Consider the following 15,137-nt stretch of genomic DNA (forward strand, 5'->3'; position numbering starts at 1 on the left):
ATAACCTTACTCTTAAATTACACTAAATTATCGACATCAATATTGTGTTTTTTTATTAACTTATAAAAATCCGAACGATTACGTTTGGCAAGCTTTGCACCTTCAGCTACGTTACCACCGGCCATTTTTAGGGTGTTTATTACATAATCGCGCTCAAACTCTTTTTTGGCATCATTTAGAGAAAGCGGCTCTGCACTGGCTTGGTTTGAGTTAAGTGCGTTTAACACTAAGTGTGCAGAAATTACCTCGCTGGCGCTCAATGCGACCACTTGCTCTACAACATTTTGTAACTGGCGTATATTCCCAGGCCAGTCGTAACGTACTAGTGCATGCATGGCATCGTTTGCAAAGCGCTTTTCTTTTTGGTTCATACGTTTAGCAATACTTGCGCTAAAGTGCTGGGCGAGCAGGCTTATGTCTTCTCGGCGCTCACACAGCGGCGGTAATTTTAAATTAACAACATTTAGCCGGTAGTATAAATCTTCCCTAAATTGTTGATTACTAATCGCATCGGGTAAATTTTTGTGAGTGGCCGATACAATGCGCACATCAATAGGAATCTCTTCTTGAAAGCCCACCGGGCGTATGGTTTTTTCTTGCAGTACACGCAGTAACTTAACTTGTAAATTAAGCGGCATATCGCCAATTTCATCTAAAAATAAGGTGCCGCCTTGAGCTTGCTGAAATAAACCTTGGTGATCTTTCACCGCCCCTGTAAAGGCGCCTTTTTTATGGCCAAATAATTCTGACTCTAAAAGCTCCCCAGGCACTGCGCCACAGTTAATGGCCACAAAAGGTCCTTCGCTTACATGGCTGTGTTGATGAATCGCCTGAGCCAGCAGCTCCTTACCGGTACCGCTGGCGCCAGAAATAAGTACATTTACTTGGGTTGGCCCCAGTAATTTTACTTGCTCAAGGAGGTGTAACATAGCGCCACTGCGCGTTACTATATTGCTTTTTTGGGGCGATTCTTCTGCGTTTACGCCATGTATTTCAATGGCTTTGGCTAGGCTGTCAAACAGCTCGTCTTTATCTACCGGTTTTGTAATAAACGCAAAAATGCCTTGTTTTGTCGCCTCCACCGCATCGGGTATAGAGCCATGCGCTGTCATCATTATAACCGGCAGTGCTGGGTAGCGGCTTTGTAATTGGCGATGTAAGGCCATGCCGTCCATTTCGTCCATACGCAGGTCTGTTATAACTGCATCAAACACTTGGTTTTTAAGAATTTGTAATGCAAGTATGCCGCTTTCACAGGTTGTTACTTCATACCCTTTAGACTCGATTCTTAGCGCGAGTAATTTAAGTAAACTTGCATCGTCATCAACGAGTAATACTTTTGCACCTTGTGGTGTGTGTGTTGCCATAATTACTGCTCCTTAGTGTCTTCGCGTAGTAACAGCTGCTGCTCTATGGTGGCTAAAGACGATAACGTTTGCTGCATTTTGTCATTTAACGCCTGCTGCTCTTTTAGGGCATTTATTTGCCGAGTAACATGCTGCTTTTGAAGCCATAAATATTGTTTTATTGGCTCAGGCCAAAAGTAGGCTAAATCGAGTTTTTGTAATCGTGTCATTACCTCCTCTGGTGCACTTGAGGTGTTAACACACATGAATTTAAAAAAACGTTTTAGCTCTTTTTCACCTAAATAAGTATGTAGGCTTGGTTTTACTTTAAAACCGCCACATTGATTAGCATGCCATGCAACAACACGTTCTGCGCTGGGGTAAACGGGGTCACTTTTAGGGCGCTTTTTAGGATTTGGCACCGCATTTTTTGCAGGCTCTACCTCCTGCGACACTGCTGCTGTTTGTATGTTATTTGTTTCACACCCAGCTAAAACAACCGTACTACTGAGCACACATAAAATAGCTATTAAACGCGTACGCATGCTATTAAACTCCTTGATTATTTAAAGGTATTTTTATTGTAAATAAGCAGCCTTGGGGCTGGTTATGCTCAACACTAAGCTGGCCTTGTAACTGCTCAACCGAATCTTTTACTATGGTTAAACCTAAGCCACTGCCTTGCAGCGTAACATCTTTATTATGCTTGCCTTGGTAAAATGCGCTGAATATCTGGGTTTTTTCTTGCTCTTTAATACCACAGCCTTCGTCGCGCACTTGCATTATTAATAGCTTTTGCTCAAGCGCTAAGGTTACATCAACACTTTGCCCTGTATTTGAAAATTTTAACGCATTAGAAATGAGCTGAATGAGGGTCATTTCTATCAGCTCTGCGGGTAATGCAAGTGGCTGTTTTGTTATGCTGTTATGCCAATTTAAGCGTTGCTGCTTAGCCGTTAAGCGGTGCTCAAAATGGCTGTTTATTTTATTTATTAAATTGCCAAATTCGACTTCGCTAACGCTGTCTTTACTGGTTCTGATAGCGTTATAACTAAGTAGGCTGTCAATCATAGTGCGCAGACGCACCATAGATTGGCTAATAAGCTCAAGTACGGCTTGCTGCTCTTTTGTAATGGGGCCGACTATTTCATCGCTCAGTAAATCGGTGCCCTCGACCATTGAAGCCAACGGCGTTTTAAGCTCGTGGGTTACATGGCGTAAAAAGGTATCTTTTTGTTGCTCAAGCATATGTAGCTGCTCTTGCACCCATTGTAGTTTTTCGCCTAATTCCACCAGCTCACTTGAGCCTTGCACTGCAATTTTTTGCTGCCAGTGGCCTTGTCCTAGTTTATCTATTACCGACGTAAGCCCTTTTAAACGCTGACTTATGCGCCATAAAAAGCCCCCGCCCACTAGTAAAGTAAGCGGAATAAGCGCCACTAACCAGTTAATAAACGAGCTTTGTAAAGTACTTAATTCACTTTGGTTGTTTTGAATTTGTGCTGCATTCGTATCGCGCAACCACACAGTAAGCTCAGCCACTAAATCGCTAATAGGCACAAACAATGCAGCATCTTGTTGGTTATTTTCAATTAAAGCTTGATGAGTACTACGCAATGTTGTTGCTAAGCGGCGCCACTGCATAGTGTATTGCTGTGTGGCACTAGCTTGGCTGAGCGTGTCGATTGTTTGTAAGGAGGATTGCCACTTTTCGTTTATTAACGTGTCGAGCGACTCGCTTTTTAACACCCAGTTTTGTCGCGTTGCCCGCTCTAGGCTATTAAGCTCTTGCTTTAAAAAATTAAACGACTTAGTAACTTGGTAATTATTACTGACGATAAGCTGGGTAACAGCGAGCTGTTTGTTTAACGCATTTAAAAAAACAATAACCACTAAACTAAGCGGCAGTAACGACAGCAACATACTAATTATAAACTGACCTATTAAGTTAGGCCGCCAATTAAGCATTGCACGATACTTTTTAGCCAACGTTACAGGCATTATCATTTCCTTTTATTATTTTAAGCGCCCTATTTTAGTTACTTACCTTATACTCTCGCTGAATCAACTTCTATATTTAACCCAATATATCCACCTGTTGCCATTTAGCAACACACTAAGCTATTGATAACTCTATTAACTACTAATAGTACGTACCGCCTGTTGCAAAAATAACACACATTTAAGTAAAAAATTCCGACCAGCGCCCCTCAAACAATATAAACCATTGATTTTAAACACTTATTTAAATTGGCACCATTTTTGTAATAGTGAGTGCAACTTTAATCAATAAGGAAATTAAATGAACAACCGCTTTTTAGTAATTTTACCCATGCTGGCTTTTGGGTTTATGGGCACAGATGCAATAGCTATGGACGTTCAAGCTACATTTAATGAGCTAGATAAAGACAGTAACGGCACGCTTAGCGAATCAGAAGCGGGTGAAGATGCCGTACTACACGAAAACTTTTCACAAATAGACACTAACCAAGATGGCCAGTTGTCGCTAAGTGAATTCAAAAAGTTTATTCAGTAAATTCATTTAATTAGGGAACATGATTATGAAACAACTTATCGCAGCATTTGCATTAATGTTTTTAGCCATTAGCGCCACGGCTTTAGCCTCTTCTGTCAACATTCGCTTTGCTCATTTAGACAAAGATATGGATGGAGCAGTATCGCTTGTAGAAGCCAAACAAGATAAAGAAGTAATGAGGCAATTTGCCGATTTAGACGAAAACCAAGACAAGAAAATTTCTAAAGAAGAGTTTCAAAATTTTAAACCTTAATTGTGATTAAGCGCTTTAATAACAAACTCAATAGTAACGATGTTTAAGTCTTTTTCTGTGGCTAGAAATTTTAAGCCGTTAGCGCTAAAACGAGCTGCTTAAAATAGATTTATTATCCACAGCTGAAGTTAATTAAGTTTTACTTAAGCTTTTACCTAGTAAGGTAGGTTTCAAAAGCATTTGCCATAATCCCTGAGGGAATGTGTAAACGGATTTAATGTTGGGAAGTTAAATTATGGCAAGTGCTTTTTTTATTAATCTACAAACACTGTATGTTGGAAGGAAAACCATGAAGTGTGTTTTTTTTAGTGTTATCGCTATTACTATGATCAGCTTTAATGCTGTTGCGTTAGATGTTAAACAACGTTTTGATCACCTTGATGCCAATAAAAGCGGCTTCTTAACAGAAGACGAATTAGAGCCACAGCCTCAGCTACTCAGCACCTTTACTCGCTGGGATAAAAACCAAGACAAACAAATCTCGCTTCTTGAGTTTAAAGACTATTTAACCAATAACCTTTACTGAGTATAAGTATGAAGACCGTAAGCTATTTAGCGCTTGTTGCGCTGGGCCTTTTTAGCGATGTAAGCCTTGGCCAAAGTACAGAAGTTGCTGATAAATTTGAAAAGTTTGACCGTAATCACGATGGCTTTTTAACCCGTTCAGAAACCGCCATTGACCCCGCCCTTTGGTCGCGTTTTTCAAGCTATGATAAAGATAAAGACGGCAGACTTACCCTTTCGGAATATGGCATATACGCCAGTAAGTAACTCTTTTTTATAAGCGTAAGCGCTAAATTTTTAACAGCCCTTACGCTTTTAAGCTATCTACCTCAACATATTGGTATTCTAAAAGTGAGTTTGCTAGTGTTATTTTACTAACAATAAAAAATAACCAACTTATGCAACTCAAAAAACTATTTAACTCACTACTGCTTGCCGGCTTATTTGTAAGCAGCACTGCGATTGCGCAAACGCAGGTCATTTACAACGCTAATGGTTACACTCCCTTATACCAAGGTGGTATTCAAACGTTTTCTACTTTAGTGATTAAAAACGGTAAAGTTGTTAAAACTGGAGATGATACGCTTAAAAACACTTTTCCTGATGCCACACTTATTGATGCCAAAGGTAATACGTTACTGCCAGGGTTGATTGACGCTCACGGGCATGTAATTGGCCTTGGCGATAACTTATCGCAACTTGATGTCCGCGGCGCTAAATCGGTCGCTGAAATAACCACAAAGCTAGAACAATTTGCGAAAAATAAACAAGGCTGGATACTAGGGCGAGGCTGGAACCAAGAGCTGTGGAGCGACACGCGCTTTCCTACCGCCAAAGACTTAGACAAAGTAGTCAATGACCGCCCAGTGGTACTTTCGCGCGTTGACAGCCATGCAATTTGGGTTAACAGCAAAGCCTTAGAGCTGGCCGGTATTACCGCAGCCACTCAAGCCCCTGACGGCGGCGAAATTATTAAAGATGAATTTGGTAATCCAACCGGTATTTTTGTTGATAAGGCCGAGTCGTTAATTACCCAGCATATGAGCGCTCCTTCAAAACAAGCTATAAGCGACTCGTTAGATGCCGCAGGCGCGCACTTATTAAGCTTAGGCATTACCTCTACTCACGATGCCGGTATTGATAAAACCACCTGGGAAGTTTACAAAGAGCGCAGCGAGCAAGGTAATTTGCCACTAAGAATAGTCGCCATGCTAAGTGCTGCTAGCCCCGATTTAAAGCACATGCTTAAGGCAGGGCGCTATCAAGATGCAGCATCGTTTATGTCTATCCGCAGTGTAAAAGTATATGCCGATGGCGCATTAGGCTCGCGCGGGGCTGCGCTAATTGATGACTACGCAGATAGAAAAAACCACCACGGCCTAATGCTAGAAACCCAAGCCAAGCTTGAAGAATTATTTACTTTAAGCTTCAAAAATGGCTTTAGCGCCAACACTCATGCAATTGGTGATAAGGCAAATAAAGTGGTACTTGATGCGTATCAAAACGTGTTTAAGCAAACGGGCGGTATGTTACTGCGTAACCGTATTGAACACGCGCAAATAGTCACCCCTGATGACATTCCGCGTTTTAAAGCTCTTAAAATCATTCCATCTATGCAGCCTGTGCATGCCACTTCAGATATGCATATGGCTCAGCAGCGCTTAACCGATAGCCAATTACAAGGCGCATATGCATGGCAAACATTTTTAAAGCAAGGCTCTGTGATTGCAGCAGGCTCTGACTACCCTGTAGAGCTGGCAAACCCTTTTGATGGCCTGTATTCAGCCATTACCCGTATGGATCATAATATGCTGCCTGAGAACGGCTGGCGCGCAAGCGAAGTGCTAAGCCGCGAACAAGCCCTAAGAGCGTTTACCCTCGGCGGCGCGTATGCAGCACACCAAGAGTTTAAAATAGGCAGCTTAGAAAACGGAAAATGGGCAGACTTTATTTTAATAGACAAAGACTATTTTAAAGCCCCTGTCGATGAGATTTATAAAACACAGGTTTTACAGACTTGGGTAGCTGGAGAATTACGCTTTAAAAAAGAATAGCTTACAAAGTATACAAACTTAAAAATAAACAAAGTAATTATGGATATTTACTAAAGTAATTAAAAAGTGTGTCGATAAGTGAGGGAATTTAAAAATCTCTTATGTTTCAGGAAGAAAACATGTTTTCTAAAAAACTATCTCTTACTTTATCGGCTCTTTTTACTTTATCACTTAGTGCATGCTCTACTCACCCGGTTTATAATGGTCACGCTTCGCATAATAATATTGGCCATCACAATAACCATAATCGTTACACAGACGTTCATCAGCCACGCGTAAATAACTGGCAGTTCCCAGAAAATAACTACCGCCCTATTAACAGCAGTAAATTATTAAGTAACTATACAGAACAATTAGCAATGAAGCTGATTGAGAATATGAACTACATCAACAGTGGAACGCCTGTTGCAATTACTTCGTTTGTGAATTTAGATGACAATTTACAAACCACGAATATATTTGGTAATCACTTGGCTGAAAGCTTTATTACTGAAATGCAGGAGTTTGGCTTATCGGTAGTTGATTACAAACACACGGGCGCTGTGCATGTAACCCCGTTAGGTGATTTCTCGTTTAGTCGTAATGGTAAAGAAATTAAAGGTTACCCGCATATTGATTACACTCTATCAGGCACCCTAACTTACACGAATCGTGGTGTAATAGTTAACGCTCGTATTATTGGGGCAAAGTCTAAAGTAGTGGTCTCATCGGCTAAAGGATTTATCCCAAGCTTTGTTGTTGAGTCACTTTATCCAACTCGTAGAACTGATGGCATTGTTTTAGACGCGGTGCTTTAAAACAAAAAAGGGTTAACTTAAATGTTAACCCTTTTTTTGAATTTTTAGCTTCACGCTTCTTTGACTTTAGGCTGTCGGTAGAGCTTTATAATATGGTACACATTTACCAGCGCTAATAAGCCATTAGTAAACGCAACAGGCACTGCACCAATAGCCACACCGTAAATAGTAAATACAATACAACCAAACATATTATACCAACGCAGTTTTACTACATCGGTCATTGTTAACGATGCAACCAAGAAAGCTGATGCAATATAACCTAAATATTCCCAACTCAATTGTTCTCTCCTACCCTTTAGGTTAGCATTACGCTAATGCTAACGTGTGGCACTTGTCAGTGTTACAACGTTTAATACCAATGCGCAATAATACTCAATCATTTTGCGGGGCTAAATGAGTCGCTACCTGTGTTAAAAAATGCTCATTTACGACTGCATGAATGCAGAAGGTAGAGCAATGCAGGAGCAATTGCCGAGAACGACTAAATAGCGATTTTTTGCCTAGCTATCAACACGTTTTCCTAGCCTTAAAATTGATCACTTCATTAGGCTGATTGGTATAAAATAAAAAAACTAACTTGCTTAAAAAACCTTAAAAAGTATATTGGTTGTAGCCAATAGCTTCCTAAATCATTACACGGGAAATGAAGGTATTACGTACTTAGCAAGGCTAAATACAGTAGCAAGTTAGCGTAAATTCTTAGAGCCTTAATAATATCGTCATTAAGGTGTAATAAATAGGACAATTGTCCGAAGAGCATATTGATGTTTCAATACCATTTTTCTAGTTACCTTGTTGAACAATTACTCACTTTTGCAGGGAGTAGCTATCAACAATCAAAAAAAGAAGTGCTGATCCACCAAGATCAACCACTTAGTAAACTTGTGCTGGTGCGCAGCGGTACTATTTCATTTAGTTATGACGTAGGAAACGGACGCCGCCTATTATTAGGCCAATTAGATTGCAACAACACCCTAATTGGTGAAATAGAAGCATTAAACAATAACCCATGTATTTATACGGTCACCTGTTTTAGCGATGTAACCTATAATTTAATAGAGCTTCGCCATTGGCGAGCATTACTACTCGAAAAGCCAGAGCTGAGCTTATATACCGCGCAAACCATTGCGGCTAAGTTTCAAGAAAACCAAAAAATTAATTTAGATAAGTTACTGCTGCCTTTAAGCTACAACATAGCTAAAGACTGCTTACTACGAGCCGAGAACAATAACCCAACGCTACTGCGCGCATACCCAACCGTTAATGCCGAAGCAGAGCGCTTTGCAACCACTGAGCGAGCTTATCGCCGCGTAGTAACCGAGCTTGTTGAAAAAGGCTTAGTGCAGCGCAGCTCCCATGGGCTAAAAGCGGTCGATACACAAAGTTTAAGTGATTACGTAGACAGTTTTGCGCAGCTGTAAAAAATCAGACACAAAAAAAGGCCGTAATGGCCTTTTTTAGTTTTTGTGGTATTTATTAGCACTGCGCTATAGCAGTCATTTATTTAAAACGAGTACACAAACATGCCCCCGCGCAAATAAACTCCTACTTAACGCTTAGGCAATTACTTATCTAATAAAATATCTTGAATATTTACTAAATCAGATTTACCTTCAATTATTTCATCTGGCGTTAAACCCGATAACTCATGCGGGAACACTAACCACTCTTCTGACTCATGAATAAAGTAATCTGGCACCATCTCTACTTTTGAGTTTTTAGGCTTATAGTACGGACATGCCACACGAATATCGCGTGGTAAGTTTAAGCGCATAAGCTCAGAAAGCTTTTCTTTTAGTGCAAATATACTGCGGCCAGAATCAAACACATCATCAACAATAAGCAGTGAGTCACCAGCATTAGCGTTTTCTACAATGTAGTGTAGGCCGTGTACTTTTATTTCTTTAGATTGCTTGCCAATACCGTAATAAGACGACGTACGCACCGCAATGTGATCAGTCTCAATGCCTTTGTAGTCGTAGTATTCTTGCACAGCAATACCAATAGGTGCACCACCTCGCCAAATACCAATTATAAAGTCTGGACGAAAGCCATCTTTATAAACTTGTGCCGCTACGCGGAATGAATCTTCAAGTAGCTGTTGAGCTGTGATGTAGCACTTATCTGACATAGTTTAGAACCCCAGTGGTGAGTATAACATTTGAGTGAAGGCACTTTAGCCAATAATTAAACACCCAAACAGGTATTGGCGAAGGATTTTACCGTAAATAAAAATAAATTGCTTGCCTGCAAATAGCAAAATAGGCACCAATTGGTGCCTATTTTATGTATTAAACGCCTAGTTACGTACTATTAAGCTTTTTCTAACAATGTACGTGCCACTGTGCGCATACCTTGCGTAGTTGCACCTGCAGCCCATTGGCTAGTGCTACCCATATTAAATGCCGCAGCTAAATCAATGTGTACCCAACCTTTACCATCGTTTGGTACAAAGCGAGATAAAAAGCCTGCTGCATTTGATGCGCCGCCGTAACCGCCACCTTTTTGAGCGCGGCTATTTGCCGTATCAGCATATGGAGATGGGCAGTTTTGCTGGTGCCATTTTTCAAGCGGAAGAGGCCATGCAGCTTCCATTTCTTGCGATGCAAAGTCTTCTACTTCGCGTACCAGCTCTTTATCAAGGGCAAATAATGCGTTGTACTCTTGCCCTACAGCAACGAGTGCAGCACCGGTTAGTGTTGCCGCATCTATAATTAGCTCTGCGCCTGTTTCGCCTGCAGCCATTAGGCCATCGGCAAGCACTAAACGCCCTTCAGCATCGGTGTTTACAATTTCAACGGTTGTGCCATTTTTGTAGGTTAAAATATCACCTAGTTTGTAAGCGTGGCCCGAAATTAAGTTCTCTGCACAGCATAAAAATAGCTTAATGCGTTTTTCTATACCGCGGTTAATAGCCAGTGCTAAGCCCGCTGTTACCGTTGCCGCGCCACCCATGTCGCACTTCATTCCTAGCATACCTTCGCTAGATTTAATTGAGTAACCGCCAGAGTCAAACGTAATACCTTTACCTACAAGCGCTGCGCTTACCGGTGCGTTTTCATCGCCTGTTGGGTTGTAATCAAGCTCAAGTAAAACAGGTGGACGCTCAGAGCCACGGCCCACAGCATGAATACCAATCCACTGTTGCTCTAATAACGCATCGCCTTTAATAATTTGGTAGCTTACGTGTTCAGGCGCTAACGATTGAATAAATTCGGCGGCTTTTTCAGCAAGGCTTTCAGGGTAAATGTCATCCGCTGTGCCGTTTACCATTTCTCGTGCCCACGTAGCTGAGGCTTTTAAATGCGCCAGCTCGTTTAGATCTGATTGTGCGTTATCAACAAATTCAACACCATGTAATGATTTAGGTGTTACAAACCCTTGGTAAAAAGCCCATTGGCTTTCTGTGCACCATGTATCGCCCGCAAGCTCAACCTGTTTAACACCTTGGCTTGCAATTGTTCGCGCCGCTTTTTGAACATTTTTTAATGTTTCTTGCTCAGATAAATGAACCGTTGCGCCTTGCTCGTTAAAAGACAACGCCGCGTTTTCGCCCCAATGGCTTGGTGCTGCTTGCTCGCTTAGTTGAACAACAAATTTTTCACTCATGTTAGAATACCCTTACACTTAAATGTGCCACCGAGTTTACTATAGTGAGTACAAGTTCCCAACAGCTTGAGATAAATAACATAAACCAACGCATCTGCAGCGTTTAGCATTGGAATTTAAATGAAATACATCCCAGCTTTACAGCCCGCCACGTTATTAAAACGCTATAAACGCTTTTTAGCCGACCTCCAACTTAACGATGGAACTGAATTTACCGCCCATTGCGCCAACACCGGTAAAATGACAGGTTGCGCAGAGCCTGGCTTTAGCGCTTTTTATTCAACCAGCGATAACAGTAAACGAAAATACCCTCAGTCGTTAGAGCTCACTCAAAACTCCCTCTCGCAGTTAATATGTGTTAATACCGCCGTGGCAAATAAAGTGGTCGAAGAGGCTATCAACAACCAGGTTATTACAGAGCTTAACGGCTATCAGCAGCTTCAAAGTGAAGTAAAATACGGCAGCGAAAACAGCCGTATCGACTTTCTACTCACCGGCGACAATAAACCCGCTTGCTATGTAGAGGTAAAGTCAGTCACTTTGTTAAGCGAAACCGCACCACAAAGTGGGCAAGGCTACTTTCCGGATGCGCAAACCGTGCGTGGGCAAAAACACATTCGCGAATTAATAGAAATGATCGAACAAGGCCACCGCGCAGTATTACTGTTCGCTGTTTTGCACCAAGGTATTAATACGGTGAGTGCAGCAAGCCACATAGATAAAAAATACAGCGACTTATTAAACCACGCGATTAAAAAAGGCGTGGAGGTATACGCTTATAAGGCATCTATTTCACCAAATGAAGTAACGCTTAGTGAGAAAGTGGCCTTTAAATAAAAAATTTAACTTGCTTTTAAACTTTATGCCCATATAACTAGGCAAGTTTAAATACCGAAATAACGATTAATAAAGCATCAAAATTAAAATATGAGCCTTTTTAGTCAACACACTGGTTGAAGCTAATTCGATTAATTAAAAAATAAATTTGCCTAGGGTATAAGATTCTGCTATTTATACCGCCGGCTAATGCTGAGGCATTAAATTAAGGATTTAGGAGAGAGTTATGCCAGACCAACAAAGACATGGTTTATTGGCTCAAGCCGGTTTAGAACCATACCAAGAAAAGCCGGGCGAAGAGTATATGAATGAAGCACAACGTGCTCATTTTAAAGCGATTTTAGAAGCGTGGCGTAACGACTTACGTAATGAAGTTGACCGCACAAAATCGCATATGCAAGACGAAGCTGCCAACTTTCCTGATCCAGTTGACCGCGCTGCGCAAGAAGAAGAGTTCTCTTTAGAACTTCGTACTCGCGACCGCGAACGTAAACTGATCAAAAAAATTGAAAAAACAATTATCTTAATTAAAGAAGATGATTTTGGCTTTTGTGAGTCATGCGGAATCGAAATTGGTATTCGTCGTTTAGAGGCGCGTCCAACTGCAGATTTATGCGTAGACTGTAAAACCCTTGCAGAAATTAAAGAAAAACAAGCTGGGCGCGGTTAATTTAAATTAGTTAACTATGTCTCCTACAGCCGTTACCACGCCAAAGCGTGACTATCGCGGTCGATTTGCACCGTCTCCTTCTGGGCCACTTCATTTTGGCTCACTTGTGGCGGCTGTGGGCAGCTACCTTGATGCTAAAGTAAATCAGGGAAAATGGTTAGTGCGCATTGAAGATATAGACACCACCCGCGTGGTTAAAAATGCCGACACCCATATTCTAAATACCTTACAAGCCTACGGCCTTTACTGGGACGAATCCGTTGTTTATCAAACTCAGCGCCTACCTCTTTATCAAGAGGTAACAAACAAGCTGATCCACCAACAATGTGTGTATGGTTGTCGCTGTTCTCGCAAACAAATAAAAGCCATGGGTGGCATTTACCAAGGTCACTGCAAAACACTTAACTTATCAACAGAGCAAGGCGCACTTCGTCTTAGCCAACAGCACCCAACATGCCATTTTAACGATTTGATTCAAGGCGATATTACTGTAAATAGTGCATTAGCCCATGAAGATTACATAATAAAGCGCAGTGACGGATTATTTGCCTACCAACTAGTGGTGGTTATTGATGACATTGAGCAAGGTATTAATCGTGTGGTACGTGGCGCCGATTTAATCGAGCCTACAGCACGGCAAATCAGTTTATTTAAACAGCTTAATGCGCCCATTCCCCAATACGCACATTTCCCCCTTGCGGTGGCCGAGCCTGGTTTTAAACTCTCTAAACAAAATTATGCGCCCGCTATTAGCACAGACAACCCAAAGCCCGCGCTTATTGATGCGTTTGAATTTTTAAACTTACCTGTGCATAGCCAATTGAATGATTTGTCTGTAGAGCAATTAATGGTGTGGGCTATTAACGAATTTAGCTTAACAGCGGTGCCAAACATACCCGAAATTCAAATTTCGCAAGGTCAGCATCCAAACAGCACTAAATTTACGCATTTAAGCAAATAAAAAACTTAAAAACGGCTTAATTTCAGTCCATCAACTTAATTTTTATACCGCGCTGGTATATGATAGCCGCCTAAATAGAGGCTATTTACAATAAATACAAAGCACCGCACTATAATACCTAATTTATGTGCTTTTTGATTGCGATGACCAGCCAATCATCATTTCTGTAGGAGACAGATTATTATTTCCAAGCTTTTTCAATTTTGCAGGCAAATAATCGGCCCAAATGCCGATGTGCAAAGCACTCAAACAAGTGATGAACCGGTTGTTGTAACACGCGGCGAACATGGTATTTCACGTAAACAATTTAGCCCAAATGCAATCAAAGTACTTTACCGTTTAAAAGACGGTGGTTACGACGCTTACCTTGTAGGTGGTTGTATTCGCGATATATTGTTAGGTCAACAACCAAAAGACTTTGACGTTGTTACCAATGCCACCCCAGAGCAAGTTAAAAAACTATTTAGAAATTGCCGCCTAATTGGTCGTCGTTTTCGATTAGCACATATTGTTTTTGGTCGCGAAATTATAGAAGTAGCCACCATGCGCGGGCACCACGAAGCGCAAGAAGACAAAAACCAAATTAGCCAATCAAGCGAGCACGGGCAGTTACTGCGCGATAACGTGTTTGGTAGCATTGAAGAAGACGCCGAGCGCCGTGATTTTTCTATCAACGCGCTGTATTACTCTATTAACGATTTTTGTATATACGATTACGCCAATGGCTTAGCGGCCATACAAGCAAAACAAATTGAGTTAATTGGCGACCCAGAAACACGCTACCGCGAAGACCCTGTACGTATGCTACGTGCGGTACGCTTTGCAACCAAGCTTGATATGAGCATAGCGCCAAAGAGTGAAAAGCCAATTACTGCGCTTGCCAGCCTACTTGATAACATACCGCCAGCGCGTTTATTTGAAGAAGTTCTAAAGCTGTTTTTAAACGGTAAAGCCGAAGCTAACTATTTAATGCTACGCCAATACGGCTTGTTTAAGTCGTTATTTCCGGTGCTTGATAAAATTTTAGATAAAAACCCTGACGGCTTAGAAGCGGCGTTTATTCAGCAAATGTTTCAAAACACCGATAAACGCATTAATGCAGATAAAAAAGTAACGCCTGCGTTTATATTTGCTGCTTTAATGTGGTTTCCGCTGCTTGAGCGCACAACTAAAATTAAACAACAAGAACAGCTGTCTTACTTTGATGCCTTTGCTCAAGCCATGAATAAAGTACTGAGCGAAAATGCCCAGCATATAGCAGTACCTAAACGCTTTACCTTAGGCGCGCGCGACATTTGGCATATACAGCAACGTTTAGATAAACGTGCCGGCCAACGCGCTTACAGACTTACCCAGCAGCCACGATTTAAAGCCGCTTATGACTTTTTATTATTGCGAGTGGATGCCGGTGAGCACCAACATAGTGAGCTTGCCCAGTGGTGGACACAATACTTGAGCCTAGATATTAATGGCCAAAAAGAAATGGTAAAAAACCTAGGCCACCAAGGTGGGCCTAAACCACGTAAACGTCCGCGCCGCCGCACCACTAAAAAGCCAGCCGAGTAAT

General features: G+C 41.4%; 17 protein-coding genes. 11 read left to right on the forward strand and 6 right to left on the reverse strand.

The genetic code is table 11. The features are described 5' to 3' along the window. Positions 1–17: 17 nt before the first annotated feature. From AN395_RS08920 to AN395_RS08930, 3 genes are read right to left on the reverse strand one after another with little or no spacing between them, the layout of a single operon-like run. On the reverse strand, positions 18–1,367 hold the full coding sequence (locus AN395_RS08920) for a sigma 54-interacting transcriptional regulator (protein ID WP_004586106.1): 1,350 nt from the start codon (positions 1,365–1,367) through the stop codon (positions 18–20). A gap of 2 nt (positions 1,368–1,369) precedes the next feature. Further along, complete coding sequence (locus AN395_RS08925) at positions 1,370–1,891, reverse strand: hypothetical protein (RefSeq protein WP_054982762.1); 522 nt, start codon at positions 1,889–1,891, stop codon at positions 1,370–1,372. Positions 1,892–1,895: 4 nt separating this feature from the next. After that, positions 1,896–3,347 carry a HAMP domain-containing sensor histidine kinase gene (locus AN395_RS08930; RefSeq protein ID WP_054982763.1) on the reverse strand — a complete coding sequence of 484 codons (1,452 nt, stop codon included), beginning with the start codon at positions 3,345–3,347 and terminating at the stop codon, positions 1,896–1,898. Between the two features lie 301 nt (positions 3,348–3,648). Between AN395_RS08930 and AN395_RS08935 the strand changes: the two genes are divergently transcribed. The 6 genes from AN395_RS08935 to AN395_RS08960 all read left to right on the forward strand — a co-directional run bounded on the left by AN395_RS08935 (position 3,649) and on the right by AN395_RS08960 (position 7,490). After that, entirely contained in the window at positions 3,649–3,882 is a 234-nt protein-coding gene (locus AN395_RS08935; RefSeq protein ID WP_004586103.1) for a calcium dependent protein, read from the forward strand. 25 nt (positions 3,883–3,907) lie between these two features. Beyond that, the gene (locus tag AN395_RS08940; RefSeq protein WP_054982764.1) at positions 3,908–4,135 is read left to right on the forward strand and encodes a hypothetical protein; all 228 of its coding nucleotides are present in this window, start codon (positions 3,908–3,910) and stop codon (positions 4,133–4,135) included. Between the two features lie 289 nt (positions 4,136–4,424). Continuing rightward, positions 4,425–4,661 carry a calcium dependent protein gene (locus tag AN395_RS08945; protein ID WP_024033183.1) on the forward strand — a complete coding sequence of 79 codons (237 nt, stop codon included), beginning with the start codon at positions 4,425–4,427 and terminating at the stop codon, positions 4,659–4,661. Positions 4,662–4,669: 8 nt separating this feature from the next. Then, the gene (locus AN395_RS08950) at positions 4,670–4,906 is read left to right on the forward strand and encodes a calcium-binding protein (protein ID WP_004586100.1); all 237 of its coding nucleotides are present in this window, start codon (positions 4,670–4,672) and stop codon (positions 4,904–4,906) included. A 131-nt stretch (positions 4,907–5,037) separates the two neighbouring features. Next, positions 5,038–6,693, forward strand: a complete 1,656-nt coding sequence (locus tag AN395_RS08955; protein WP_054982765.1) for an amidohydrolase — start codon at positions 5,038–5,040, stop codon at positions 6,691–6,693. Positions 6,694–6,812: 119 nt separating this feature from the next. Then, positions 6,813–7,490, forward strand: a complete 678-nt coding sequence (locus tag AN395_RS08960; RefSeq protein ID WP_054982766.1) for a FlgO family outer membrane protein — start codon at positions 6,813–6,815, stop codon at positions 7,488–7,490. A gap of 50 nt (positions 7,491–7,540) precedes the next feature. Here the strand turns inward: AN395_RS08960 and AN395_RS08965 are convergent, their stop codons facing one another. Beyond that, complete coding sequence (locus AN395_RS08965; RefSeq protein ID WP_054982767.1) at positions 7,541–7,771, reverse strand: YgjV family protein; 231 nt, start codon at positions 7,769–7,771, stop codon at positions 7,541–7,543. 486 nt (positions 7,772–8,257) lie between these two features. On the opposite strand from AN395_RS08965, the gene AN395_RS08970 reads away from it, so the two are divergent. After that, positions 8,258–8,914, forward strand: a complete 657-nt coding sequence (locus tag AN395_RS08970) for a Crp/Fnr family transcriptional regulator (protein ID WP_004586096.1) — start codon at positions 8,258–8,260, stop codon at positions 8,912–8,914. A gap of 143 nt (positions 8,915–9,057) precedes the next feature. Here AN395_RS08970 and AN395_RS08975 read toward each other — a convergent pair whose 3' ends face one another. Further along, positions 9,058–9,624, reverse strand: coding sequence for a phosphoribosyltransferase (locus tag AN395_RS08975; protein ID WP_004586095.1), 567 nt, complete (start codon positions 9,622–9,624; stop codon positions 9,058–9,060). A 182-nt stretch (positions 9,625–9,806) separates the two neighbouring features. Then, positions 9,807–11,102 carry an aminopeptidase PepB gene (gene pepB, locus AN395_RS08980; RefSeq protein WP_054982768.1) on the reverse strand — a complete coding sequence of 432 codons (1,296 nt, stop codon included), beginning with the start codon at positions 11,100–11,102 and terminating at the stop codon, positions 9,807–9,809. A 120-nt stretch (positions 11,103–11,222) separates the two neighbouring features. Between pepB and sfsA the strand changes: the two genes are divergently transcribed. The 4 genes from sfsA to pcnB all read left to right on the forward strand — a co-directional run bounded on the left by sfsA (position 11,223) and on the right by pcnB (position 15,136). Continuing rightward, positions 11,223–11,939 carry a DNA/RNA nuclease SfsA gene (gene sfsA / locus AN395_RS08985; RefSeq protein ID WP_054982769.1) on the forward strand — a complete coding sequence of 239 codons (717 nt, stop codon included), beginning with the start codon at positions 11,223–11,225 and terminating at the stop codon, positions 11,937–11,939. Between the two features lie 226 nt (positions 11,940–12,165). Continuing rightward, the gene (gene dksA, locus AN395_RS08990; RefSeq protein ID WP_004586092.1) at positions 12,166–12,609 is read left to right on the forward strand and encodes an RNA polymerase-binding protein DksA; all 444 of its coding nucleotides are present in this window, start codon (positions 12,166–12,168) and stop codon (positions 12,607–12,609) included. A 16-nt stretch (positions 12,610–12,625) separates the two neighbouring features. Continuing rightward, a complete protein-coding gene (gluQRS, locus tag AN395_RS08995) occupies positions 12,626–13,570 on the forward strand; it encodes a tRNA glutamyl-Q(34) synthetase GluQRS (protein ID WP_054982770.1) in 945 nt (314 codons plus the stop codon). A 234-nt stretch (positions 13,571–13,804) separates the two neighbouring features. Beyond that, the gene (gene pcnB / locus AN395_RS09000; protein WP_004586090.1) at positions 13,805–15,136 is read left to right on the forward strand and encodes a polynucleotide adenylyltransferase PcnB; all 1,332 of its coding nucleotides are present in this window, start codon (positions 13,805–13,807) and stop codon (positions 15,134–15,136) included. Position 15,137 lies beyond the last annotated feature (1 nt).

This window comes from Pseudoalteromonas sp. P1-30 (assembly GCF_001400005.1).
In the GTDB taxonomy this organism is placed as follows: Bacteria; Pseudomonadota; Gammaproteobacteria; order Enterobacterales; family Alteromonadaceae; genus Pseudoalteromonas; species Pseudoalteromonas atlantica.